Source organism: Arthrobacter sp. BC5 (assembly GCF_056680255.1).
Genome location: NZ_CM155273.1, coordinates 1,809,323 through 1,830,654, shown reverse-complemented (window position 1 = coordinate 1,830,654; position 21,332 = coordinate 1,809,323). Strand labels below are relative to the sequence as shown.

Sequence of the window (21,332 nt, the reverse complement as noted above, 5' to 3'; positions counted from 1 at the left end):
TCAGACGTCCAGCACGCTCATGACGTGCTTGATGCGGGTGTAGTCCTCCACGCCGTACATGGAGAGGTCCTTGCCGTAGCCGGAGTGCTTGAAACCGCCGTGCGGCATCTCGGCGGTGAGCATGATGTGGGTGTTGATCCAGACGGCACCGAAGTCGAGGTCGCGCGAGACGCGCATCGCTGTTCCGTGGTTCGAGGTCCAGACGCTGGACGCGAGGGCGTAGTCCACCCCGTTGGCGAGCTCGACCGCCTCCTCCTCCGTGGTGAAGGTCTGCACCGTGAGGATCGGCCCGAACGTCTCCTGCTGCACAACCGGGTCCTCCTGACGGGCTCCGGTGATGATGGTGGGCTCAAAGAAGTAGCCCTTGTCTCCGGCACGCTTCCCGCCGGTCGCGATGCTGCAGTGGGCCGGCAGAGCATCCACGACGGCATTCACGGCGTTGAAGTGGTTGATGTTGTTGAGGGGCCCGAAGTAGTTCTCCGAATCGTCCTCGCTGCCGGTCTTCAGGGTGGCCGTGTGCTCCACCATGGCAGCGACGAGCTCGTCGTGTGCCTCCTCCTGCACGAGCACGCGGGTGATGGCGGTGCAGTCCTGGCCCGCGTTGAAGAAGGCGAACTCGGTGATCGCCTCGGCGGTCCTCCGCAGGTCCGCGTCGGCGAAGACGACGGCGGGCGCCTTCCCGCCGAGCTCGAGATGTGCCCGCTTGAGGTCCCTGGCCGCGCTCGTGGCGACGGCGATGCCTGCACGCACGGAGCCGGTGATGGACACGAGCCCCGGGACGGGGTGCTCGATCATGGCGGCACCGGTCTCGCCCGTGCCGAGCACCACGTTGAGGACGCCGTCGGGCAGGATCCCCTGCGACAGGCGCGCCAGCACGAGGGTGGATTCCGGCGTGGTGTCGCTCGGCTTCAGGACGACGGTGTTGCCGGCGGCGAGCGCGGGGCCGATCTTCCAGATGGCCATCAGGAAGGGGTAGTTCCAGGGGGCGACCTGGGCGACGACGCCGATGGGCTCGCGGCGGACGTAGGAGGTGTGGCCCTCGAGGTACTCGCCCGCGGACTTGCCTTCGATGATGCGGGCAGCACCGGCGAAGAACCGCAACTGGTCGGCGCCCGCGGCTACTTCCTCGGCTGCGATCATCTCGCGCACCTGGCCCGTGTTGCGGTGCTGCGCCTCGACGAGTTCCTCGCTGGCACCCTCGATGGCGTCGGCGAGCCTGAGCAGCAGCAGCTGGCGCTGGCTCGGTGTGGTCCGCTTCCAGGTGGCGAAGGCACGCGCCGCGGCCTGCATCGCGTCGTCGACGTCGGCGGTCGACGAGACGGGTGACTGCGCCACCACCTCACCGTTGGTCGGGTTGACGATGTCCAGGAGATCGGTCCCTGCGGGCGTCACGAACGCGCCGTCGATGTAGTTCTGAAGGGTCTCGGCCACGCTGCAGTGCCTTTCACGAGGTGGTGTCCGCAGGAAGTCCGGGTGGTTCCGGGCCGCGGGTATCGACAGAACGGTACCGGCCGACGATGACCCGTGCCACGTGTACATGCACAGTATCGAGGGGAGGTCGCGGTGCATCGGCACAGCGTCAGCGTAGGCTTGTCCCATGGCCATCTCGTTGACCGATCTCCTCGCCGACGCGGCCCTCGGGCTCGTGATCGAGGGCCGTACGGAGGCTCCCCCGCACCCCATCCAATGGGTCGCGGTCACGGAGCTGGAGGATCCGCGGCCCTTCCTCGGCGGAGCGGAGGTGGTCCTGACCACCGGGCTCCGGCTGAAGACCGGCGCCGCGCAGCGTGCCTTCGTGCGGCGGGCACACGAGGCGGGGGCGCTGGCCCTCGGGTTCGGCGTCGGCCTCACGCACCGCCGGATTCCCGCGGCCCTGCTCGCGGAGGCGGACGAGGTCGGCCTGCCGGCCTTCCGCGTGCCGTACGAGGTCCCGTTCATCGCGATCGGCAGGAGGGTCGCCGACGCCCTGTCCGCCGACCACTACGCGGGCCTCGAGGAACTCCTCGAGGGCCATGCCGTCCTGGCCTCAGCACTGCTCGGGGCCGGTGGCCTGGGAGCCCTCCTGGGCGAACTCGCCCGCATGCTCGGCACCGACGTCGCGCTCTTCCAGTACGGGGCGCGCATCGCCGGCGCCACCTGCCCCGCCCGTCCGGTGGACACCACGGGGTCGACGGCATGGCACCGGCTCCCGATCGCCACGGGTCTCAAGGACCGCTGCACCCTCGCGATCGCGGAACCCTACGGGCACGCCGCCGTCGTCGACTACGCGCAGAACCTGATCTCGGTCGAGCTGACCAACCAGGCCCGTAACCGGACGGGCGCCCGGACCGCGGTGGGCCAGCTGCTCGAGGACGTCGTGCGGGGCACGCTCACCGGAGCGGAGGCCGCCGTGAGGCTTGCCGGCTCGGGCATGGACACGGCCCAGCGACACCGCGTGCTGATCGTCGACGTCGCCTCGGGGCAGCGCCGTTCCCTGCGGACCCTCCCGCTGCCCGACGGGTGGGAGGGTGCCTCGGCGGGGCTCGTCGACGAACGCCTCGTGCTCGTCCTCCCCGCCCCTGCCGCCCCGGATCCCGCCGAGCTCAGCCGCTACCTGCACGGGGCCGGATTGACGTCGCGGATCGGCGTCGGCGGCACCTACGCCCACCCCAACGGGGTGCGCTGGAGCTATTTCGAGGCCCGCGAGGCCCTGCAGCGCGGGCAGGCCCTCAACCTCGCCGACCGGCTGAGCCTGACCTCCCTGCTCATGTCCAGTGCCGACGCCCCCCTCGCCGATCTCGCCGCCGAGACGCTCCAGCCGCTGGAGGCCTTCGACGAAGCGCACGGCTCCGGCCTCCTGTCCACGCTCCAGCGCTACCTGGACCTCGACGGTTCGGTGTCCGCGGTCGCCGCGGATCTCGACCTGCACCGCAACACGGTCCGGTACCGCCTGCAGCAGGTCGTCGCCCTGACCGGCTACGACCCCGCCGTCACCGCCGACCGCGTGCATCTGTACCTCGCCCTGCGGGTCCGCGCGCTCGGGTGACGCCACCGGCCACGGCTCCAGGCCACCCATCCGGGCCCTCCCGCACCGGCCGACGGTCCCACCACCACGCCACCGGCCCGTCCGCATGGAATAGTTGGAGCCACATTGACAGGTCTCACAGATCCACGGGGGTATGCATGTCACTGCTTCACGCCGATGAGATGGAGGTGCAGGAGCTCGCCCGCCAGGCGGTCCTGCAGGACTACCGGCTGCCCTACGGCGAGACCGGTGGCAGGCCCGTGGAGAAGCTCGACTACGAGACTCCCCCTGAACTGCTCAACCTGGTGAAGCTCGCCGTGCGCGTCAGCGGGATGGACGCCGGCGTCATCAACATCATCACCGCGGACCAGCAGCACCAGATCGCCGCCGTCGGGGTGGACGCCTCCGTCTGCTCACGGGACGACTCGATGTGCTCCAAGGTCTTCACCTCGGGCGCCATGACAGCTCTCACGGACGCATCGCTCGACCCACGTTTCGCCGACAACCCCTTCGTCAACGGTGGAATCGCCGACGTGCGGGCCTACGCCTCCGTCCCGCTCGTCACCGCGGACGGTTTCGCCCTCGGCACCCTGTGCGTCTTCTCCCTTCGAGCCCTCGGTTTCGGCACCGAGCAGAGGGACGGACTCGAGATCCTCGCCCGCCAGGTGGTGGAGGTCCTCGAACTGCAGTTCAGGACCCGCCAGCTCGTCGAAGCCCTCGACGTCGTGCGCCGCAGCAACGAGGACCTGGCGGGTTTCGCCGCCCGGGTGAGCCACGACCTGAAGAATCCTCTGACGGCGATCCTCGGCTACACGGAACTCAGCGAACAGGACACGGAGGTCGCATCCTCCGGACCCGCTGCACGCTATTTCAGCATCATCCGCGGCAGTGCCCGACGCATGCTGTCCACGGTGGAGGAGGTCCTGGAGTTCTCACGGATCGGCGGAGCGATCAGCCGCCGGAAGATCCGCCTCAGCACCATGATGAACGCCGTGCTGCAGGACGTGCTCCCGCTCAGCGACGCCTACGACGCCGTCGTCACGGTGCGGGACGCCCAGCTCACGGTGGACCAGGCGCAGGTCACCGCGCTGCTCCAGAATCTCGTGTCCAACGCCATCAAGTATTCGACGCCGGGCGTCCCCCCTCGCGTCGAGGTCCTCGCGAGCATCGGCGACACCCAGGTACTGCGCGTCATCGACCACGGCAAGGGGATCGACCCCGCGGACCGGCTGCGGGTGCTGGAGCCGCTCGTCCGGCTGCACCGCGACGGCGATCCCTCGGGCAGCGGAATCGGCCTCGCCACCTGCGCCCGGATCGCGTCCGCGCACGAGGGCTCCATCAGCCTCGCCGAGACTCCGGGCGGCGGGACCACGGTGACCGTGGACCTCGGGCCGGCTGCCCGAGAACGGGCTGGGACTGCCTAGAGCTCCTGGGACTGCAGCTGCTGGTCCCGGCCGGCGTGCGCGAGCGGCAGGCGGAACGTGAACGTGGATCCTTCGCCCTCGGCGCTGCGGCAACTGATCGTTCCGCCGTGGCGCTCCACGATGGCCTTCGAGATGGCGAGACCGAGGCCGACGCCGGGGATCGCCGCATTGCGTGCCGCCGACGTCCGGAAGAACTTCGAGAACAGACCCTTGAGTTCCTCGGGGGACATCCCGCTGCCCTGGTCCGCCACGCTGCACTCGACGGCGCCGTCGACCTCCGCGGCCCGGACCGTCACGCGCCCTCCACCGGGTGAGTACTTGATGGCATTCGAGAGCAGGTTGTCCAGCACCTGGCTGATCCGCGGAGCGTCGCACAGCGCGACGAGTCCCGGAGCGGTGTGGTCCTCGAAGTGCACCAGCGGATTGGCATTGCGCTGCTCCGCCGTCGTGACCCGCTGACGCACGAGCCCGGAGAAGTCGGTGGGCCGGGGCACGATCTCCGGTGATCCCTCCGCCGTCGAGAGCAGGTCCACCACGAGCTTGTGCAGGCGCTCGGAGTTCCGGGACACCACTTCGAGGCCCGAGGCGACCTCGGGCTCGAGATCGGGCATGCCGGTCAGCAGTTCGAGGTACCCCCTGATCGCGGTGAGCGGCGTCCGGAGTTCGTGGGACACGGTGGCCACGAACTCGTCCTTCGCGTTGAGGGCCCTCACGAGTTCGGTGACGTCGTTGTACGTCACCACGGACCCCTCCCGGTGGCCCGACTGGTCGGTCATCAGGCGGGACGACGTCGAGAGCACCCGCTGGTCGGGCCGCTCGCCCCACCACAGGAGGTAGTCGGAGAACACCTGGCCCTCGGCCGCCCGCCGGGTGGGCCGCCGTGCCTCCGGCATGACCGTCCCGCCGTCCTGCTGGAAGATCCGCAGGTCCGCCTCGGCGGTGTCGCTGCTGCCTCCGGCGAGAACCTTGAACTGCTCGAGCTTGCGGTTCGCGAGGACCTGCCGCCCGGTCTCGTCGACGGCGATCAGCCCGATGTCCACACTGTTCACGACGGTCTCCAGGAGCCGTTCACGGCGGGCACTCTCCTCCAGGAGCACCTGCAGGGCGCGGTCCTTCTCCTCGACGACCGCCTGCTGGGCCATCATGCTCGCCGTCATCACCCGGATGGTCACACCGATGGCCAGCATGATGAACGGCAGGAGGAAGGACTGCGTCAATGACTGCGAGGTGACCGCCACATCGGTGACGAACACGGGCACCCAGACGATCGCGAGGGAGGCGAGGAAGCCCGCGGCGAGGACGGCCCGCGGGAACAGCCCCGAAGCGGCCAGCCAGATGATGGGGAACACGGTGAGAAGGCCGACGCCGGTGATCACGGTGCCCGCCCCGTGGCGCATGAGTCCGATGGGGATGAAGTCGAGCAGCGGGATGACGAGGAAACTCGCGTGCGGGAGCCGGTCCCACGGCACGAGGACGCACAGCGCCAGCAGGACGGCCTGCAGCCCGATGCCGACCATGAAGGCCTGGCTCGCGAAGAGGTCCCGGTGGAAGAAGAAGCCCCCCACGACGATCAGCACGACCGTCAGGGACAGCGGGAGCTGACTGAGGACGACGCGGGCCCGCAGGGTCAGTTCGTGGAACTGCCTCGTATTGAGCGTCAGGTAGGAAAGCACCCTGTCCATCTGCCGGCCGTCCCCCCTGTCCGTCGTCGAGCTCTTCCACCACTTTCGTGGCGGAGCAGGCACGCAGAGGCGCACCGGCCCCCAAAGAATAGCGTGGCAGTCCCTCGAATCCGGCCGCCGCGGAGTGGTACCGACCTCAAGATCCCATCAAGTTCAGCGCAACATAGCCATGATCACGGCGAAGCTACTGCGTGCGTGCAGCGGATCCAGCGCCGTAGCGTTTAATGAGGATCATGACTGCCTCCCCGGAGCTCCGCCGTGCACTGGTCGTCGAGGACGACGTCGACATCCGGGGTCTGCTCGTCCAGATCCTCAAACGCGAGGGCTTCGAGGTGACCGAGGCCGCCACCGCCCGCGAGGGACTTGAGAAGGCCCGCGCCGGTGCCGACCTCATCACGCTCGACCTCAACCTGCCCGACGGCGACGGCGTGGACGTCTGCCGCCAGATCCGAACCTTCTCCGACGCCTACATCCTGATGATCACGGCCCGCACCGATGAGATCGAACGCCTGACCGGGCTCGAGACCGGCGCCGACGACTACATCAGCAAGCCCTTCAGCCCCCGGGAGCTCGTGGCGCGCATCAATTCCCTCTTCCGGCGCCAGAGCCGCCAGGCCGCAGCCGACGTCGCCAACGCCGACGAGCGCCAGCGCGCCGCGGAGGTCCAGCAGAACCTCCTGCCCCGCGACCAGCTCCGGCTCCGGGACTACGAGCTGGCGGGGCGCTTCAGGCCCTCCCGCAGCGTCGGAGGCGACTTCTACGACTGGTACGGCACACCGGACGGACTGCACCTGACCGTCGCCGACGCGATGGGCAAGGGCATGGGTGCGGCCCTGATCGCGGCGACCGTCCGGGCCATCATGCGATCGGTCGCGTCCCAGCCGAGCATCGAGACCGCCTTCGCGACGGCGGCACGAGCCACCGAAGCCGACCTCGAACACACCAACTCGTTCGTGACGCTCTTCCACGGCCGCCTCGATGCCGCCACCGGCGTCGTGGGCTATGTCGACGCCGGCCACGGGCTGGCGCTGCACGTCGCGGCGGACGGCGGCGTCACGCGGCTGCCCTCCGCCGGCCCTCCCGTCGGCGCCTGGCCCGACCAGACGTGGTCGGCGGGCACGGTGCAGCTCGGGCCGGGCGACTCCCTCGCGATCGTCAGCGACGGCCTGCTGGACATCTACGAGACGGTGGACGAGTTCACGGAAGCCGTGGCCGGCGTCGTCACGGCCGCCGCAGGCGCCGAGGACGCCTGCGCGGTCCTGCTGGACATGGCGGACGTACCCGAGGTGGCCGACGACGTCACCGCCGTCATCCTCCGCCGCCCGCAGCGCTGACGCAGGGAAACTGCTGGGGAAGACCCCAGGACCACGGACAGGTATCGGAAAAGGAAGCACACATGGAATTCACCACGCAGGACAAGGGACGCTACACCGAGGTACTGGCCAATGGCCGCCTGAACATGGTCGCCGCACCGAAGTTGCGCGAGGTCATCAACGACGTCGTCGGCGCGGGAGGAAAGCGGATCGTGGTCAACCTCTCGGAGACCACCTTCATGGATTCCTCGGGACTCGGAGCGCTCATCGGGTGCCTCAAGCTCGCACGCCAGTCCGGCGGGGACCTGCGGATCGCCGCCGTGCAGCCGCAGGTCACCATGGTCCTCGAGCTCACGAGCATGCACCGCGTCCTGACCCCCCACGCGACGCCCGAGGAAGCCTTCCTCAATGACTGACATCCTCGCCCGGCGCACCCTCGAGCAGCCTGCCGCAGAGCAGGCGATCGAGGATCTGCACGGTGTCCTCGACCAGCTGTGGGTGGACGCCGCCTTCGTGCCGGCCATGGACCAGATGGCCTTCACCACGGCCGTGATCGAGGCTGCGAGCAACGTCGTCCAGCACGGTGTCCCCGCGGCGGGCGCCGATCTCCTCCTGGGCGTCGAGCTCACGGTCGCCGCCGGACGCCTGCGGGCCGTCATCAGCGAGATCGGCGCGGCGCCACTGGACCCCGTGCCGGACCTCGACGGGCCGCCCGACGCACCCCTCGAGGAGGACGCGCTGCTGGAGGACTACGACGAGTCCGGCCGCGGCCTCTCGATGATCCGCGCGCTCGTCACCACCGTCACCGTGGAGCGCCAGGGCGACACCAACGTGTGGGTGCTGTCCCGCGATTCCGCCGGGGCCTGACCGCGCCGGTCCCCTAGGGGAGTGACGGCCGGCCGAGGAAGGCTGCGACGTCGGCGTAGACCTCCCGGGACTCCGGCAGGCGCGGGAACGCCGGGAACACGTGGAACCCGCCGGGATACACCTTCAGGGTGACGTCGGCGCCGGCAGCGACCGCCCGGTCCCGGAACACCAGGGCGTCCGCCATGCAGACATCACGCGTGCCCTGGTAGATGCGTGTGGCCGGCACCGCGGCCAGCAGGTCGTCCGGCGCGCAGGCGGGGCTGACGAGCGGAGTCCGGGGATCGTCCCCACCGGCCCACCACAGCCCTGCCTGCACGCCGCCGGCCACGGAGAGCATGGGGTCCACGGCGTCGTACATCGGGATCCCGGGATTGGTGGCGGTGACGTCGAGCCAGGGCGAGAAGGCGACGATACGGCCCGGGGCGGGCAGTCCGGCGTCCCGGAAGGCCCAGGGCTGGGCGATGGCGAGCCCGCCACCGGCAGAGTCACCCATCAGTGTGACGTCGGACGGCTCGGCGGTGCGGAGGACCTCCCTGTAGACGGACACCAGATACGGGAAGGCCTCCCGGTAGGTGCTCTCCGGTGCGAGGCGGTAGAGCGGCACGGTGACGGCCGCGCCCGTCCGCTTGGTCAGCTCGGCGATGATCCACCAGTGCGGGCGCCCGAGCTCATTGATGTAGATGCCCCCGTGCGTGTAGATGATGTGGGAACGGGTGGCCCCGAGGATCGGACGGACGGTGATGGTACGGACGCCGTCGATCCGCTTCTCCTGGATGGTGTGGGTCTGCTTGAACGTCCAGGGGATGGCGGCCATCGCGGGGTACGTCCGGCCGGGGTACTTCGAGTTCACCCAGTCGGTCCCGGTCAGGTTCCGCTTGGTCGGCAGGAAGCCGATCAGCCGCGAGGCGATGCGCATGGCCCGCGAGCCGTCGGCGGTGCTCGGTCGGGCCGTCTCCGTGCCCACCGGGCGTCCGCTCGTCATGAGGCCAGCCTAGCGCCGGGCGGATCGGGCGCGCGGGCTCTGTCATGCTGGTCAGGGCCGTGGCGCGCCGGTTGACGAACGGCTGCCGCCCTGTCCGCAGCCGTTCCGGTCCGCCGAAGGAAGAGATGGATACCGCTTCGCATATTGCCCTCGCCGCCGACCTCCTCGGTGTCTTCTTCTTCGCCGTCTCCGGTTCCCTCCTGGCGGCGCGCAAGGGATTCGACATCGTCGGGTCGCTCCTCCTCGCATCCCTCGCCTCACTGGGCGGCGGCGTGGCCCGCGACCTCATCATCGACGTCCCACCGGCCGCCTTCACCAATCCCGCCTACCTGCTGCCCCCGCTCCTCGCCACGATCCTCGTCTACTTCGTCGTCTCCGGCGTGGAGCGGGTCAAGCGGGTCCTGGTGATCTTCGACGCCGCCGGCCTCGCCCTGTTCTGCATCACCGGCACCATCAAGGCGCTCGACGTCGGGCTCAATCCCGTGTCCGCCGTCCTGCTGGGTGTCACGACCGCCGTCGGCGGCGGCCTGCTGCGGGACGTCGTCGCCAACGAGATCCCGCAGCTCTTCGACCCGCGGGACATCTATGCCCTTCCCGCGATGCTGGGCGCCGTCGTCGTCACCGCCCTGTACCTGACGGACACCTTCACCCTGGTCACCGGCACGCTGGCGGCGTCGCTCGTGTTCTCCCTGCGCGTCCTCGCCTGGCGCTACGGGTGGCACGCGCCGCTCGCGGCCCGGACGGCCGGCGCACGACGGTGACCTGCGCGACGGCCGCGGCCGCTAGGATGGGACCACCCCCACCACCACTCCTGGAGTACTTGTGACTGAGCTGTTTTCCGACAAATTCCGCGCCCTGGTGCCCTCGTACTTCGAGGACGAGTGGGTCGAGGAGGACGGCCTGTCCGAGGACGAGCTCGCCGGGATGCTCGAGGGCAAGGACTTCGAGCTGCCCCTGGCCCTGCGCGAGTTCTACCGCGCCGTCGGTGCCACCGAGGACATCATGGAGGCGTTCCACTTCTTCTGGGACCCCGACGAACTCGAGATCGAGGACGGCTTCCTCCTGTTCCTCGAGGACGAGGACGAGCAGTACACGTGGGGCATGAAGGCTGACCAGCTGAACGTGCCGGACCCCATCGTCTGGCGCCGCAACAATGCCCGCGGTGAGTGGCAGAGCGAGGAAGGCACCTTCAGCGAGTACGTGCTCGACCTGTTCGAATGGGTCTTCGAGGAGGACGAGGAGGACTGATGGAGTTCGTCCACCACGCGCCCGAGGGCTACCAGTGCCCTTTCTGCGACCTGGCGCGCGGGGATTTCAGCAACCCGAAGAACCTCTGCCGCCCGGGCGACGTCGTCTACTCGGACGACCTGGTGCTCGCGTTCATCGCCTCCCACGGCTTCGACCCGAACCCCGGCCACGTGCTGATCACGCCGCGGCAGCACATCGAGCTGCTGTACGAACTGCCCGACGACGTCGCCGCTCGCATCATGACGCTGACCCGCGACATCGCCATCGCCATCAAGCTGGCCTGGACCCCCGACGGCGTCTCCACCCGGCAGCACAACGAGCCCGCCGGCAGCCAGCACGTGTGGCACTACCACCAGCACGTCCTGCCCCGCTGGCACGACGACGGCTTCTACTTCACGCCGAAGAGGCCCGTCGTGGATCCCGCCGTCCGGGCGCGCAAGGCCGACGAGCTGAGGACGTTCCTCCCGTCGTAGCCGCGCCCGCTTGCCCTGCTGTCACCCCGCCGCCACCACCACCCATCAGCCTGCCGCCGCCAAGTGCGGCTTCGTGCGCGGGCTTTCTGGCGGAAATGCGTGTCGTGCGAGGGCACGCCGGTTATCAGGGACAGTCGGCTCCCAAGGGCGTGCACGACGCCGCAGCCCATCAGGGGACAGGACGGCGTCCGAGCGCCTCGAGGACCAGAGCGATGACGTCACCCGGCTGGAACAATACGTCCTCGTAGCAGAAGCGCAGCACGGTGTAGCCGGCGATCACCGTCATGTTGTTCCTTCTGCGGTCGTGCCGGAGCGCCTGGCGGTCGGAGTGGAACGCTGCGCCGTCGATCTCGACGACGAGGCAGTCCTCCACGAGGAAGTCGACCCGTCCCACGCCCTTGATCGGGACCTGCGAGCGAACGCGGAGTCCGGCCCCGCGCAGCAGGAGCCGCGCTGCGACCTCGATGGCGGACTCGCCGGTGAGGTCCACCGACGCCAGGGCGGCGCGGGCCGGGCCGTTGAACGGACCCGTCAGCCGGCATTCGAGGAACGCCGCCACCGTGTCCCCGCGGCGGAGCGCGCACTCCACCATGGGCACGGACTCCTCGGCCGGCCGGCACTGCAGGACGTGCACGAGGACATCGGCGAGTCCGACAAGGGGCAGACGTGGGTGCGGAGGAACGGCCCTTCCCCGATGATTGGTGCATCCCTCCGCCGATCGCCCCGATCGGCTGACATGCAGCTCCGACGCGGGCCGGATGCACCAGAGCCCGTAGTGGGCGGCCGCGGACAGGCAGGTCAGGCGTGCTCCGGCCGACAGCGCGCGGACGAAGTCGGACGGCGCATCGGGAAGGGCCAGGACTCCCCGTCGTACCCGGAGGACCCTGCCGTCGTCGACATGGCGCTCGATCACGCGCTCCCCCACCCCGCGCTCCAGCAGGGCGCCCGTGCGGGCCACTCCTCCACAGGACCTGAGAATCTGCTCGAGTGTCATGGAACAACCCAAGGTGCTGCAACCCGTCGTCGTCACAGCGCTGCGGCTATGTGGACAAGGTGCAAGCCCGGGCGGGCGAATGCCGAGCACGCCATGCCGTCGCGGCCAGCCGCCGATGCGGCACCGTGCACGGGCTTCAGTACGTGAAGCGCGTGTCGTAGCGCGACACGCCGGTTATCAAGGACATCGAGCCTGAAAGGTCGTGCGTGTTGCTGCAGGACACGCCGCTACCAGGGGGCGGTCGGCTGAAGACGCAGGGACGACGGCGGCAGGGCCGGCGAGACGGGCTAGACGTCCCTGCTGACGACGGCCTGTGCGAAGCTCGCCAGCGCCTGCTTCACGACGCCGTCGGGCAGCGGATCGAGGGCCGCCACGGCGTCGTCCGCCCACTGCTGAGCCACTGCCCAGGCCTCCTGCGTCTGCGGGTGCGAGCGGACGGCGGCGACAGCCTCGGCCAGTGCCTCGTCCGAGGACAGGTCGCCGTCGACGAGCGCGACGACGTCGGCCGCGGAGGAGTCTCCGGCGGCGGCGGCGCGGCGCAGCAGGATGACAGGCAGGGTGGGTACGCCCTCGCGCAGGTCCGTGCCGGGCGCCTTGCCCGACGTCACCTTCAGGCCGGTGACGTCGATGACGTCGTCCGCGAGCTGGAACGCGACGCCGACCTTCTCGCCGTAGGAGACCATCACCTCGACGACCTCCGGCGAGGTGTCCGCGAAGAGTGCACCGAGCTGCCCGGAGGCCGCCACGAGGGAGCCGGTCTTGTCCGCGATGACGGAGAGGTAGTGCTCCAGGTCGTCCTGGCCGTCGCGCGGACCCACGGTCTCGTGCAGCTGGCCGAGGCACAGCCGCTCGAAGGTCCGTGCCTGGATGCCGAGGGCCTCGCCGCCCAGTTCGGAGACGAGGATGGAGGCCCGGGCGAAGATGAGGTCGCCGGTGAGGATGGCGACGGAATTGCCCCACACCTCGTGAGCGGTGGGGGCTCCCCGCCGGTAGGGGGCGGAGTCCATGACGTCGTCGTGGTACAGCGTGGCCAGGTGCGTCAGCTCCACGACGACGGCCGCCTGGACCACCTTGGCGTGGGCCGGGTTGCCGAGGTGGGAGGCGAGGATCGTCAGGAGGGGGCGGATGCGCTTGCCGCCGGCCTCGACGAGGTGGCGGCTCGTGGCGTCGGCCAGGGGATCGGAGTTCGCGATGGCTCCGCGGAGCTGCTTCTCCACCTCGGCAAGGCAGGACGAGACGGACGGCCCCAGCTCCGGGTCCTCGGCGATGAGGGCGAAGCCGGGAGGGAGACGCAGAGCGTCGGCGTCGTCCGGGGTGTCCGCCGTGTCCATCGCGCTGTTCGGACCCACGCTGGTCCACCCGGAGTTGAAGGATTGTGTCACTGTCTAAGACTAACGAAGTGGGGCGGCGCTTTGCGCACGCAGGTGGTCCGTCAGGGACGGCTGGTTGGAGGTGGGCGGTACGAGCGACTCGAGCAGGTGGATCACGCGGTCCTCGAAGCCGCGGCCCCCGGCGTCGGTGAGGTTGGCGAGCATCCGCACCACGAAGCGCATGAGGACGGGCACCGGCATGCCGGTGCGCAGGGCCAGGGAGAGGATCGCGGGCTTGCCGATGAGCTGCGCGAAGATGCGGCCGAGCGTGAAGTGGCTGCCCCACTGCTCCCGCACGTACGGTGCATACCCCGACATGACCTGGTCGCGCCCGAGCGGCGACGCCACCCCCTGGGCCCGCTCGATGAACTCGGCAGCGTAGCGCGCCGACTCCATGGCGTAGGAGATCCCCTCGCCGTTGAACGGCGACACCATGCCGCCGGCGTCGCCGAGGAGCAGCAGCCCGGGACTGTAGTGCGGCGTGCGGTTGAAGCCCATGGGCAGTGCGGCCCCGCGGATCTCCCCGACCTGGTTCTCGGGGGTGAAGCCCCACTCGGACGGCATGCCGGCCGTCCAGTCCCGCAGGACCTGCTTGTAGTCCAGCTTGCCGAACTCCGCGGAGGAGTTGAGGATGCCGAGGCCCACGTTGGAGGTCCCGTCCCCCACGCCGAACACCCAGCCGTAGCCGGGCAGCGGCTTCCCGGCGGCGTCGGGCAGCTCGAGCCAGCCCTCCATCCAGTCGTCATCGGTACGGGGGCTCGTGAAGTACGTGCGGACGGCGACGCCGAGGGGTCGGTCGTCACGCTTCTGCAGGCCGAGGCTCACAGCGGTACGCGTCGAGTTGCCGTCCGCGGCGAGCACGACGTCGGCGGTGAAGGTGCGCGTCTCCCCCGTCTTGCGACCGTCGGCGTCGATCAGGTTGGCGGTCACGCCGGTGACGCGGCCGGCGTCGTCGCGCAGCGCGGAGGTCACCGAGTGGCCTTCGAGGATCGTGGCGCCGGCGGACCGGGCATGCTGCGCCAGGGCGTCGTCGAAGCCGAGGCGCGTGCGGACCAGGCCGTAGTCGGGGAAGTCGCTGAGTTCGGGCCAGGGCACCTCGACGGTCCGCTTGCCGGCGATGAGCCGCAGGCCCCTGGTGCGACGCCAGCCCTCGCTCTCGTCATGCGGCAGGCCGAGGAGCTGCAGTTCCCGCGTGGCGCGGGGCGTCAGCCCGTCGCCGCACACCTTTTCGCGGGGGAAGAACGTCTTCTCGAGGACCGTGACCTCGATCCCGGCGCTCGCGAGGTAGTAGGCCGCGGTGGAACCGGCCGGGCCGGCACCGACGATGAGGACGGACACCTAGACGGCCGCCGACGTCCGGCGCAGGCGGACCTGACCGGGCAGGAGCGGCTCCTCGCCGGGCGCCGCGGGAGCCTTGGTGGCGCGGTGGACGGCGACGATCCCGCCGTTCAGGTTCCGGTACTCGACGTCCTTCCAGCCGCTGTCGCCGATCCATGCCGCGAGCTCGTCCTGGTTCGGCCAGGCACGGATGGACTCCGCGAGGTAGACGTAGGCGTCGGGGTTCGAACTCACCTTCCGCGCGATCGCCGGGAGTGCGCGCATCAGGTACTCGGTGTAGGTGGTCCGCCACAGCGCCACGGTGGGCGAGGAGAACTCGGCGATGACCAGCCGACCGCCCGGCTTCGTGACGCGCAGCATCTCCGCGAGCGCCTTCTGCGGCTCGTTCACGTTGCGGAGCCCGAAGGAGATGGTGGACGCGTCGAAGGAGTTGTCGGCGAACGGCAGGTTGGTGGCGTCACCGGCGACGAAGTCGATGTCCGGCCTCCTGCGCTTGCCGACCTTCAGCATGCCGAGCGAGAAGTCGCAGGCGACGACGTCGATCCCGGCGTCCGCGTAGGGCTCGCTGGAGGTGCCGGTGCCCGCGGCGAGGTCCAGGACACGCTGTCCCGGCTCGGCGCCGACGGCGTCGACGACGACTCGGCGCCAGCGGCGCGTCTGTCCCATCGACAGGACGTCGTTGACGACGTCGTACTTGGGCGCCACGTCGTCGAACATGGCTGCTACTTCGTCAGGGCGCTTCTCCAGCGATGCACGATTCACTCGGCCATTGTCTCAAACAAACGCGGCGTGCCCGACCGGCAGGCGGGACCGCGTGGCTCCCGCTTCCCGTCACACCGCGCCCGTCGCTGGGCGACGTGCCCAACCTCACGGCACAGCAGGGATGCGGCGGGGTGCCGCGGAGTAGGCTTGAAGCATCATGAGCACTCCGTCCCTCACTGCGCTGACGCCTGCGCCCGGACAGTCCCGCGGGCTCCGCAGCATCACGGTGGCACGTGGCGACATGGATCCCCGGACCGGCCTCCTCGAGTACGTGGTCCGAAACGACGCCCATACGTGGATCCGCCGTGGCGGCGGTCTGGTCGCGTACGGCGAGACCGCCCGTTTCACCGTCACCGGTCCGGACCGGTTCACGCTGGCGCAGGAATGGTGGCGCCGCGAGCTCGCCGGCGCGGAGGTCCTGGACGACCTCGGCGTTCCCGGGTCCGGCCTGATCGCCTTCGGGTCCTTCGCCTTCTCCAAGACCTCCCCGCACGAGTCCCGCCTGATCGTTCCCGAAGTGGTCATCGGCTGCAGTGAGGGCAGGGCGTGGCTGACCTACATCACGGACGACGCCGAGGCGGAGCTCAGCGCGGAGACGGCGGAAGCCGCCCTCGCGGCCTATCTCCTCGAGCCCGACGCCGGCCGCTCCCCCGGGCCCGGCGACCGCCTCGGTGCTGGAGTGCTGAGCGAGGAGCAGTACAAGCACGCCGTCGCCGAGGGCGTGAAGCATGTCCAGGCAGGCGAGCTGAGCAAGCTCGTGCTGGCGCGGGATGTCGTAGCGGAGCTGGAGACGCCCGTAGCCACTGCTCAGGTGCTGCGCGAACTCGCCGTCCGCTACGAGGACTGCTGGACGTACGCGGTCGACGGCCTGATCGGCTCGACGCCGGAGATGCTGATCAAGGTGGAGAACAACACCGCGCAGGCGCGCGTGCTGGCCGGTACCCTCGACCGGGCCAACGCCCCTGCGGGTGATCCGGGCTATCCCACCCGCGTCCTCGCCGGGTCCGAGAAGCAGCTGCACGAGCACCAGATCGCCATCGACTCCCTCACCGAGACGCTCCAGCCCTTCACGAGCTCGATGACCTCGCACAGCGAGCCCTTCGTCCTCCAGCTGCCGAACGTCTGGCACCTCGCGTCGGACGTCACCGCGCAACTGGCGGCCGACGGCGACGGCCAGGTGCCGACGTCGTTGGCCCTGGTCCAGGCCCTCCACCCCACGGCTGCCGTCTGCGGAACGCCGACGACGGTCGCCGGGGCGCTCATCCGCCGCCTCGAACATCTCCAGCGCGGGCCGTACGCGGGACCGGTGGGCTGGATCGACGCCGGCGGTAACGGCGAGTGGGGCATAGCCCTGCGCGGCGCCGTGGTCGAGACGCCCACGCGGGTCCGGCTCTACGCGGGCTGCGGGATCGTGGAGGGCTCCCAGCCGGAGGCAGAACTGGCGGAGACCTGGAGCAAGTTCCGCCCCATGATCGAAGCTCTCGGCCTGTCCCGCTGACCGAGGACCTTGGTTACCAATAGGCAATACCTGTAGCCTGTGACGCACATCTCTCTTTCCTAGCTAGAATCAGCAGGATCTTTTTCCGATCCGACCCGTCCGCCCAAGTGAGGTACCCATGTTCTCGAAGAAATCCGCAATGCTGGCCGCCATGGCAGCCGGCGCCCTCGCGCTGAGCGCGTGCGGCGGCTCGTCCGAGGAAGGCTCCGGCGAGGCCGGCGGCCTGAACCTCGTGTCCGAGGGCTCGCTGACCGTCTGCTCCGACATTCCCTACCCGCCCTTCGAGTTCGAGGAGAACGGCGAGTACACCGGCTTCGACATGGACCTCATGAAGGAGATCGCCTCGGGCATGGACCTCGAGCTCGCGGTGCAGGACGTCGAGTTCAACGGCCTCCAGAGCGGCGCCGTCCTCGCGGCCCGCCAGTGCGACATCGGCGCCAGTGCGGTCACCATCACCGAGGAACGCAAGGCGAACCTCGCCTTCTCGGACCCGTACTACGACTCGCTCCAGTCCCTCCTGGTGCCCGTGGGTTCGGACATCGCCTCGATCGACGACCTCGCGGGCAAGAAGGTCGGCGTCCAGCAGGGCACCACCGGCGAGACCTACGCCTCGGAGAACGCACCCGAGGCCGAACTGATCCAGTTCCCGTCGGACGCCGAGATGTACGCCGCCATCCAGGCCGGCAACGTCGACGCCCTCCTGCAGGACCTCCCCGTCAACATCGGCCACACCGAGGACGGCGAGTTCACCATCGCCGAGGAGTTCAAGACCGACGAGCAGTACGGCTTCATCATGGCCAAGGACGGCAGCGAGGCCCTGGTCTCCGCGGTGAACGAGCAGCTGACCGCCCTGCGCGACAACGGCAGGTACCAGGAGATCTACGACACCTACTTCGCGGAGTAGACCCGCCCTACCCGGACGGCGCCGAGGGTCCCCGCCCCGGCGCCGTCCGGGTGCCACCTCCCGAAGGAAGGTAGTACCCCGCGTGAAACGCTCGACACGCAGACGCCTCATCCAGGGCGTCCTCTATGCGGTGTTCGCCGCCCTCGTCCTGTTCGTCATCCTCGCCGTCGACTGGGGCCGGATCCAGCCGTATTTCCTCAACCTCGACGTCGCCGCATCGACCTTCCCCGAGGTCGTCACGATCGCCGCGAGGAACACCGTCGTGTACACGGCGATCGCCTTCGTCGGTGGGATGCTGCTCGGACTCCTGCTCGCGCTCATGAAACTCTCCCCGGTGCTGCCGTACCGCTGGCTCGCCACCGTGTACATCGAACTGTTCCGGGGGCTTCCCGCCCTGCTCGTCATCTTCGGCTTCGCCTACGCACTGCCGATCGCCATCGGGTGGCGGCCGCCGGGCGGCAATGCGGGTGCAGGCCTGATCGGCCTGATCGTCGTCTCCGCCGCGTACATCGCCGAGACCATCCGCGCCGGTATCGAGGCGGTCCCCAAGGGGCAGGTCGAGGCCGCCCGCTCCCTCGGGATGAACCCCGCCTGGACCATGGTGACCGTCGTCCTCCCCCAGGCCTTCCGGATCATCACGCCTCCCCTGACCAACGAACTCGTGATCCTCATCAAGGACACCTCGCTGCTCTTCATCGCGGGTATGGCCATCGCGGACCGGGAGCTGACCACGTTCGCCCGTGATGCGCTGACCAGCCAGGCGAACGCGACGCCCCTCGTGGTGGCCGCGCTGATGTACCTGGTGATCACGCTGCCGCTGACCCAACTGGTCGCGAAGCTCGAACGACACAACAAGAGAGGCCGGTGATCCGGATGTCCCAGCCAGCATCGGGTACCGCGGCTGTGCCCGCCATCGAGGTCCGCGCACTGTGCAAGAGCTTCGGCAGCAACGAGGTGCTCAAGGGCATCGACTTCCACGTGGACCACGGCGAGGTGGTCTGTGTGATCGGGCCCTCGGGATCCGGCAAGTCCACGCTGCTGCGCTGCGTCAACCGGCTCGAGGAGCCGACCTCCGGCACCGTCATGGTGGAGGGTGTCGACATCACGGACAGCGAGACGGACCTCGATGACGTGCGCACGCGCATCGGCATGGTGTTCCAGCAGTTCAACCTGTTCCCGCACCTCACGGTCCTGAAGAACCTGACCCTCGCGCAGCAGCGGGCGAAGAAGCGCGGCAAGGCCGAGGCCACGGAGGTCGCACGCCGCAACCTCGCCAAGGTGGGCCTGGCCGAGAAGGCCGACGCGTTCCCCGCGCAGCTCTCGGGCGGCCAGCAGCAGCGCGTGGCGATCGCCCGCGCGCTCTCGATGGATCCGGACATGATGCTCTTCGACGAGCCCACCAGCGCGCTCGACCCCGAACTCGTCGGCGACGTGCTCGAGGTCATGAAGCAGCTGGCCAGGGAGGGCATGACCATGATGGTCGTCACGCACGAGATGGGCTTCGCGCGCGAGGTCGGCGACCGCGTGGTCTTCATGGACGGCGGCGTCGTGGTGGAGCAGGGTGAACCCGCGGACGTCCTCGGGAACCCCCAGCACGAGCGGACGAAGCTCTTCCTCTCGAAGGTGCTGTAGCTAGAAGACCGTCGCGTCCGCCACGGCACGGCGGACGCGTGCGTGGAGGTCCCGGAGCGTACTGCGGTCGGCCCGGACCTCGAGGATGGAGCGGCCCGTGATGGGCCGCTCCATCGCCGTATCCAGCTCGTCCAGCGTCGTCACCCGCTCGTACCGCAGCCCGTAGGCCGCGGCGAGGGCGGCCACGTCGACGGTGTGCGGCGTTCCGAAGAGACGCTCGACGGCGGCGCCGTAGCGCGCCGTCGTGGTCTCCGCGCCGTGCTCCAGCAGTCCGAAGATCCCTCCGCCGCCGTCGTTGAGGACCACGATGTGCAGGTCCGGCTGCGGCTCACCGCTGCCGAGGAGCAGTCCGCCGACGTCGTGCAGGAACGTGAGGTCGCCCAGAAGGGCGCGCGTCGGGATGCCGGCCGCCAGGGCAACGCCCGTAGCCGTGGAGATGGTGCCGTCGATCCCGGCCAGCCCACGGTTGGCGAAGACCTCCAGGGGATGCCAGTCCGTGGCCGCCACGAGGTCCACGTCGCGGATGGGATTGGAGGAACCCAGCACCAGGTTGCCGTCCGTGTGCTCCCAGACGGCATCGGCCAGGTGGAGTCCGGTGATGCGCTCCTCGTCGGCGAGGAGGGACTGGATCGCGGCGTCCGCCGTCGCCCCCGCCTCCCGCCAGGAACGGAGCCAGCCGTCCTCGCCGCGGCCCGCGAAGGCGAGCAGCTCCGGCAGGTTGTCGATGATGCGCTCCGCGCGCCGGCCCTCCTCGAACCAGGCCACGGGCCCCGGCAGGTACAGTGCGTGCTCGACGTCGGGACGCGCCAGCAGGGCGGTCACCGGACGGGAGAGCGTGGGGCGCCCGAAGGTCACCACGCGCGTGACGGCGGGGCCGATGTGCTCGAGCAGCAGCCGGTACGGGGCGATGGCGCTGCTGCCGAAACGCGCGTTCGACGACGGCTCGGCGAGCAGCGGGAGGTCCAGGTGGGCCGCGAAGACGGCCGCGAGCTCGCCCGCGTCGTGGCCCGCGACGACGACGGTGGTACTGCCGGCGCTCGGGCGGGCGCCGGCCTCCCCCCGGTCCGCCAGGACCGCGTCGGGGGTCGGGGCCGGCGCGTCGTCTTCCGGGCCGTAGACGCCGTCGGACACGGCGGTTCCGTCCTCGACGGCGCTGCCGGGGTCCACGCCCGCGGTGCCGGCATGCGACCCGTCGAGGCCACGGACGGGAGCGCCGCCGGGCACCAGCGGGTCACGGAAGGCGAGGTTGAGGTGCACCGGCCCGGGCGGCGCAGCCGCACCGACCGCCGGACGGCCGAGGGCCGCGCGGAGGGCCTCCGCGACGGGGGCCGTGGGATCCTCGCCGGCGCCGACGTCGAGTGCCGCACGTACGTGCACGCCGAACAGTCCGGGCTGCACGGTGGTCTGGTTGGCGCCGGTCCCCCGGAGCTCGCCGGGCCGGTCGGCGGAGAGGACCACCAGGGGCACGGCGGCATGGTTCGCCTCCATGACCGCGGGAAGGAGCTCCCCCACCGCAGTACCCGACGTCGTCACCACGGCCGCCGGCCGCTGCCCTCCGAGCGCCAGGCCCAGGGCAGTGAAGGCGCCCGAGCGCTCGTCGATGCGCACGTGCAGGCGCACCCGGCCGGCCGCCTCGGCCTCCGAGAGGGCGTAGGCGAGGGGCGCGCTGCGTGATCCGGGAGCGACGACGACGTCGGTGACGCCGCCGGCGACGAGCGCGTGGACCACTCGTGCGGCCGAAGCGGCGGAGTCGAGGGGAGCTGGGCGGGCTGCAGCGGAATCGGTCACGGATCCATCCTCACATCCCGGACGCGAACGCACCCCCTCCCGCAGGGAGGGGG

At 70.0% G+C, this 21,332-nt stretch carries 20 protein-coding genes; 12 read left to right on the top strand and 8 right to left on the bottom strand.

All coding sequences use genetic code 11. From position 1 onward, the window contains the following. The gene (locus AC1MFI_RS08460; RefSeq protein WP_479820722.1) at positions 1-1,431 is read right to left on the bottom strand and encodes an aminobutyraldehyde dehydrogenase; all 1,431 of its coding nucleotides are present in this window, start codon (positions 1,429-1,431) and stop codon (positions 1-3) included. Positions 1,432-1,597: 166 nt separating this feature from the next. Between AC1MFI_RS08460 and AC1MFI_RS08455 the strand changes: the two genes are divergently transcribed. Together AC1MFI_RS08455 and AC1MFI_RS08450 are read left to right on the top strand one after the other, a co-directional pair. Beyond that, entirely contained in the window at positions 1,598-3,025 is a 1,428-nt protein-coding gene (locus AC1MFI_RS08455; RefSeq protein WP_479820720.1) for a PucR family transcriptional regulator, read from the top strand. A gap of 137 nt (positions 3,026-3,162) precedes the next feature. Next, positions 3,163-4,428, top strand: a complete 1,266-nt coding sequence (locus AC1MFI_RS08450; protein WP_479820718.1) for a GAF domain-containing sensor histidine kinase — start codon at positions 3,163-3,165, stop codon at positions 4,426-4,428. Here AC1MFI_RS08450 and AC1MFI_RS08445 read toward each other — a convergent pair. Continuing rightward, on the bottom strand, positions 4,425-6,110 hold the full coding sequence (locus AC1MFI_RS08445) for a sensor histidine kinase (RefSeq protein ID WP_479820717.1): 1,686 nt from the start codon (positions 6,108-6,110) through the stop codon (positions 4,425-4,427). The two genes, AC1MFI_RS08450 and AC1MFI_RS08445, sit on opposite strands and share 4 nt — an antisense overlap. A gap of 233 nt (positions 6,111-6,343) precedes the next feature. Here AC1MFI_RS08445 and AC1MFI_RS08440 point away from each other — a divergent pair, with 233 nt between their 5' ends. From AC1MFI_RS08440 to AC1MFI_RS08430, 3 genes are all read left to right on the top strand, one after another. Beyond that, positions 6,344-7,444, top strand: a complete 1,101-nt coding sequence (locus AC1MFI_RS08440; protein ID WP_479820716.1) for a SpoIIE family protein phosphatase — start codon at positions 6,344-6,346, stop codon at positions 7,442-7,444. Between the two features lie 62 nt (positions 7,445-7,506). Beyond that, positions 7,507-7,839 carry an STAS domain-containing protein gene (locus AC1MFI_RS08435; protein ID WP_479820715.1) on the top strand — a complete coding sequence of 111 codons (333 nt, stop codon included), beginning with the start codon at positions 7,507-7,509 and terminating at the stop codon, positions 7,837-7,839. Further along, the gene (locus AC1MFI_RS08430) at positions 7,832-8,290 is read left to right on the top strand and encodes an ATP-binding protein (protein WP_479820714.1); all 459 of its coding nucleotides are present in this window, start codon (positions 7,832-7,834) and stop codon (positions 8,288-8,290) included. The genes AC1MFI_RS08435 and AC1MFI_RS08430 overlap by 8 nt, the downstream gene beginning before the upstream one ends. Before the next feature lie 13 nt (positions 8,291-8,303). On the opposite strand, the gene AC1MFI_RS08425 is transcribed toward AC1MFI_RS08430, so the two are convergent. Continuing rightward, a complete protein-coding gene (locus AC1MFI_RS08425) occupies positions 8,304-9,272 on the bottom strand; it encodes an alpha/beta hydrolase (protein ID WP_479820713.1) in 969 nt (322 codons plus the stop codon). A 125-nt stretch (positions 9,273-9,397) separates the two neighbouring features. On the opposite strand from AC1MFI_RS08425, the gene AC1MFI_RS08420 reads away from it, so the two are divergent. The 3 genes from AC1MFI_RS08420 (at position 9,398) to AC1MFI_RS08410 (ending at position 10,993) form a co-directional block, all read left to right on the top strand. Further along, a complete protein-coding gene (locus AC1MFI_RS08420) occupies positions 9,398-10,033 on the top strand; it encodes a trimeric intracellular cation channel family protein (protein ID WP_479820711.1) in 636 nt (211 codons plus the stop codon). Between the two features lie 61 nt (positions 10,034-10,094). Next, positions 10,095-10,520 (top strand): hypothetical protein, encoded by a 426-nt coding sequence (locus tag AC1MFI_RS08415; protein ID WP_400482346.1) that lies wholly within the window; start codon positions 10,095-10,097, stop codon positions 10,518-10,520. Then, entirely contained in the window at positions 10,520-10,993 is a 474-nt protein-coding gene (locus AC1MFI_RS08410; RefSeq protein ID WP_479820710.1) for an HIT family protein, read from the top strand. Before AC1MFI_RS08415 ends, AC1MFI_RS08410 begins: the two co-directional genes overlap by 1 nt. 169 nt (positions 10,994-11,162) lie before the next feature. Here AC1MFI_RS08410 and AC1MFI_RS08405 read toward each other — a convergent pair whose 3' ends face one another. The 4 genes from AC1MFI_RS08405 to AC1MFI_RS08390 all read right to left on the bottom strand — a co-directional run bounded on the left by AC1MFI_RS08405 (position 11,163) and on the right by AC1MFI_RS08390 (position 15,457). Further along, entirely contained in the window at positions 11,163-11,987 is an 825-nt protein-coding gene (locus tag AC1MFI_RS08405) for an endonuclease domain-containing protein (RefSeq protein ID WP_479820709.1), read from the bottom strand. A gap of 287 nt (positions 11,988-12,274) precedes the next feature. After that, complete coding sequence (locus tag AC1MFI_RS08400) at positions 12,275-13,369, bottom strand: polyprenyl synthetase family protein (RefSeq protein WP_479820708.1); 1,095 nt, start codon at positions 13,367-13,369, stop codon at positions 12,275-12,277. A gap of 9 nt (positions 13,370-13,378) precedes the next feature. Continuing rightward, complete coding sequence (locus tag AC1MFI_RS08395) at positions 13,379-14,695, bottom strand: geranylgeranyl reductase family protein (protein ID WP_479820707.1); 1,317 nt, start codon at positions 14,693-14,695, stop codon at positions 13,379-13,381. Next, positions 14,696-15,457 (bottom strand): demethylmenaquinone methyltransferase, encoded by a 762-nt coding sequence (locus AC1MFI_RS08390; RefSeq protein ID WP_479820705.1) that lies wholly within the window; start codon positions 15,455-15,457, stop codon positions 14,696-14,698. Positions 15,458-15,614: 157 nt separating this feature from the next. Between AC1MFI_RS08390 and AC1MFI_RS08385 the strand changes: the two genes are divergently transcribed. The 4 genes from AC1MFI_RS08385 to AC1MFI_RS08370 all read left to right on the top strand — a co-directional run bounded on the left by AC1MFI_RS08385 (position 15,615) and on the right by AC1MFI_RS08370 (position 19,491). Further along, positions 15,615-16,955: an isochorismate synthase gene (locus AC1MFI_RS08385; RefSeq protein WP_479820704.1), complete on the top strand. Its 1,341-nt coding sequence runs from the start codon at positions 15,615-15,617 to the stop codon at positions 16,953-16,955. Between the two features lie 118 nt (positions 16,956-17,073). Continuing rightward, positions 17,074-17,859 carry a transporter substrate-binding domain-containing protein gene (locus AC1MFI_RS08380; protein WP_479820703.1) on the top strand — a complete coding sequence of 262 codons (786 nt, stop codon included), beginning with the start codon at positions 17,074-17,076 and terminating at the stop codon, positions 17,857-17,859. Positions 17,860-17,941: 82 nt separating this feature from the next. Then, a complete protein-coding gene (locus AC1MFI_RS08375) occupies positions 17,942-18,727 on the top strand; it encodes an amino acid ABC transporter permease (RefSeq protein WP_479820702.1) in 786 nt (261 codons plus the stop codon). A gap of 5 nt (positions 18,728-18,732) precedes the next feature. Further along, complete coding sequence (locus AC1MFI_RS08370) at positions 18,733-19,491, top strand: amino acid ABC transporter ATP-binding protein (protein ID WP_479820700.1); 759 nt, start codon at positions 18,733-18,735, stop codon at positions 19,489-19,491. Here the strand turns inward: AC1MFI_RS08370 and menD are convergent, their stop codons facing one another. Then, positions 19,492-21,279 carry a 2-succinyl-5-enolpyruvyl-6-hydroxy-3-cyclohexene-1-carboxylic-acid synthase gene (gene menD / locus AC1MFI_RS08365; protein WP_479820699.1) on the bottom strand — a complete coding sequence of 596 codons (1,788 nt, stop codon included), beginning with the start codon at positions 21,277-21,279 and terminating at the stop codon, positions 19,492-19,494. Positions 21,280-21,332 lie beyond the last annotated feature (53 nt).

Excerpts from the sequence above, each read along its gene's own strand:
- AC1MFI_RS08450 (WP_479820718.1), top strand. The coding sequence starts at position 3,163 with ATGTCACTGCTTCACGCCGATGAGATGGAGGTGCAGGAGCTCGCCCGC.
- AC1MFI_RS08405 (WP_479820709.1), bottom strand. The coding sequence starts at position 11,987 with ATGACACTCGAGCAGATTCTCAGGTCCTGTGGAGGAGTGGCCCGCACG.
- AC1MFI_RS08380 (WP_479820703.1), top strand. The coding sequence starts at position 17,074 with ATGTTCTCGAAGAAATCCGCAATGCTGGCCGCCATGGCAGCCGGCGCC.
- AC1MFI_RS08385 (WP_479820704.1), top strand. The coding sequence starts at position 15,615 with ATGAGCACTCCGTCCCTCACTGCGCTGACGCCTGCGCCCGGACAGTCC.
- AC1MFI_RS08410 (WP_479820710.1), top strand. The coding sequence starts at position 10,520 with ATGGAGTTCGTCCACCACGCGCCCGAGGGCTACCAGTGCCCTTTCTGC.
- AC1MFI_RS08435 (WP_479820715.1), top strand. The coding sequence starts at position 7,507 with ATGGAATTCACCACGCAGGACAAGGGACGCTACACCGAGGTACTGGCC.
- AC1MFI_RS08445 (WP_479820717.1), bottom strand. The coding sequence starts at position 6,110 with ATGGACAGGGTGCTTTCCTACCTGACGCTCAATACGAGGCAGTTCCAC.
- AC1MFI_RS08440 (WP_479820716.1), top strand. The coding sequence starts at position 6,344 with ATGACTGCCTCCCCGGAGCTCCGCCGTGCACTGGTCGTCGAGGACGAC.
- AC1MFI_RS08425 (WP_479820713.1), bottom strand. The coding sequence starts at position 9,272 with ATGACGAGCGGACGCCCGGTGGGCACGGAGACGGCCCGACCGAGCACC.
- AC1MFI_RS08370 (WP_479820700.1), top strand. The coding sequence starts at position 18,733 with ATGTCCCAGCCAGCATCGGGTACCGCGGCTGTGCCCGCCATCGAGGTC.
- AC1MFI_RS08420 (WP_479820711.1), top strand. The coding sequence starts at position 9,398 with ATGGATACCGCTTCGCATATTGCCCTCGCCGCCGACCTCCTCGGTGTC.
- AC1MFI_RS08455 (WP_479820720.1), top strand. The coding sequence starts at position 1,598 with ATGGCCATCTCGTTGACCGATCTCCTCGCCGACGCGGCCCTCGGGCTC.
- AC1MFI_RS08430 (WP_479820714.1), top strand. The coding sequence starts at position 7,832 with ATGACTGACATCCTCGCCCGGCGCACCCTCGAGCAGCCTGCCGCAGAG.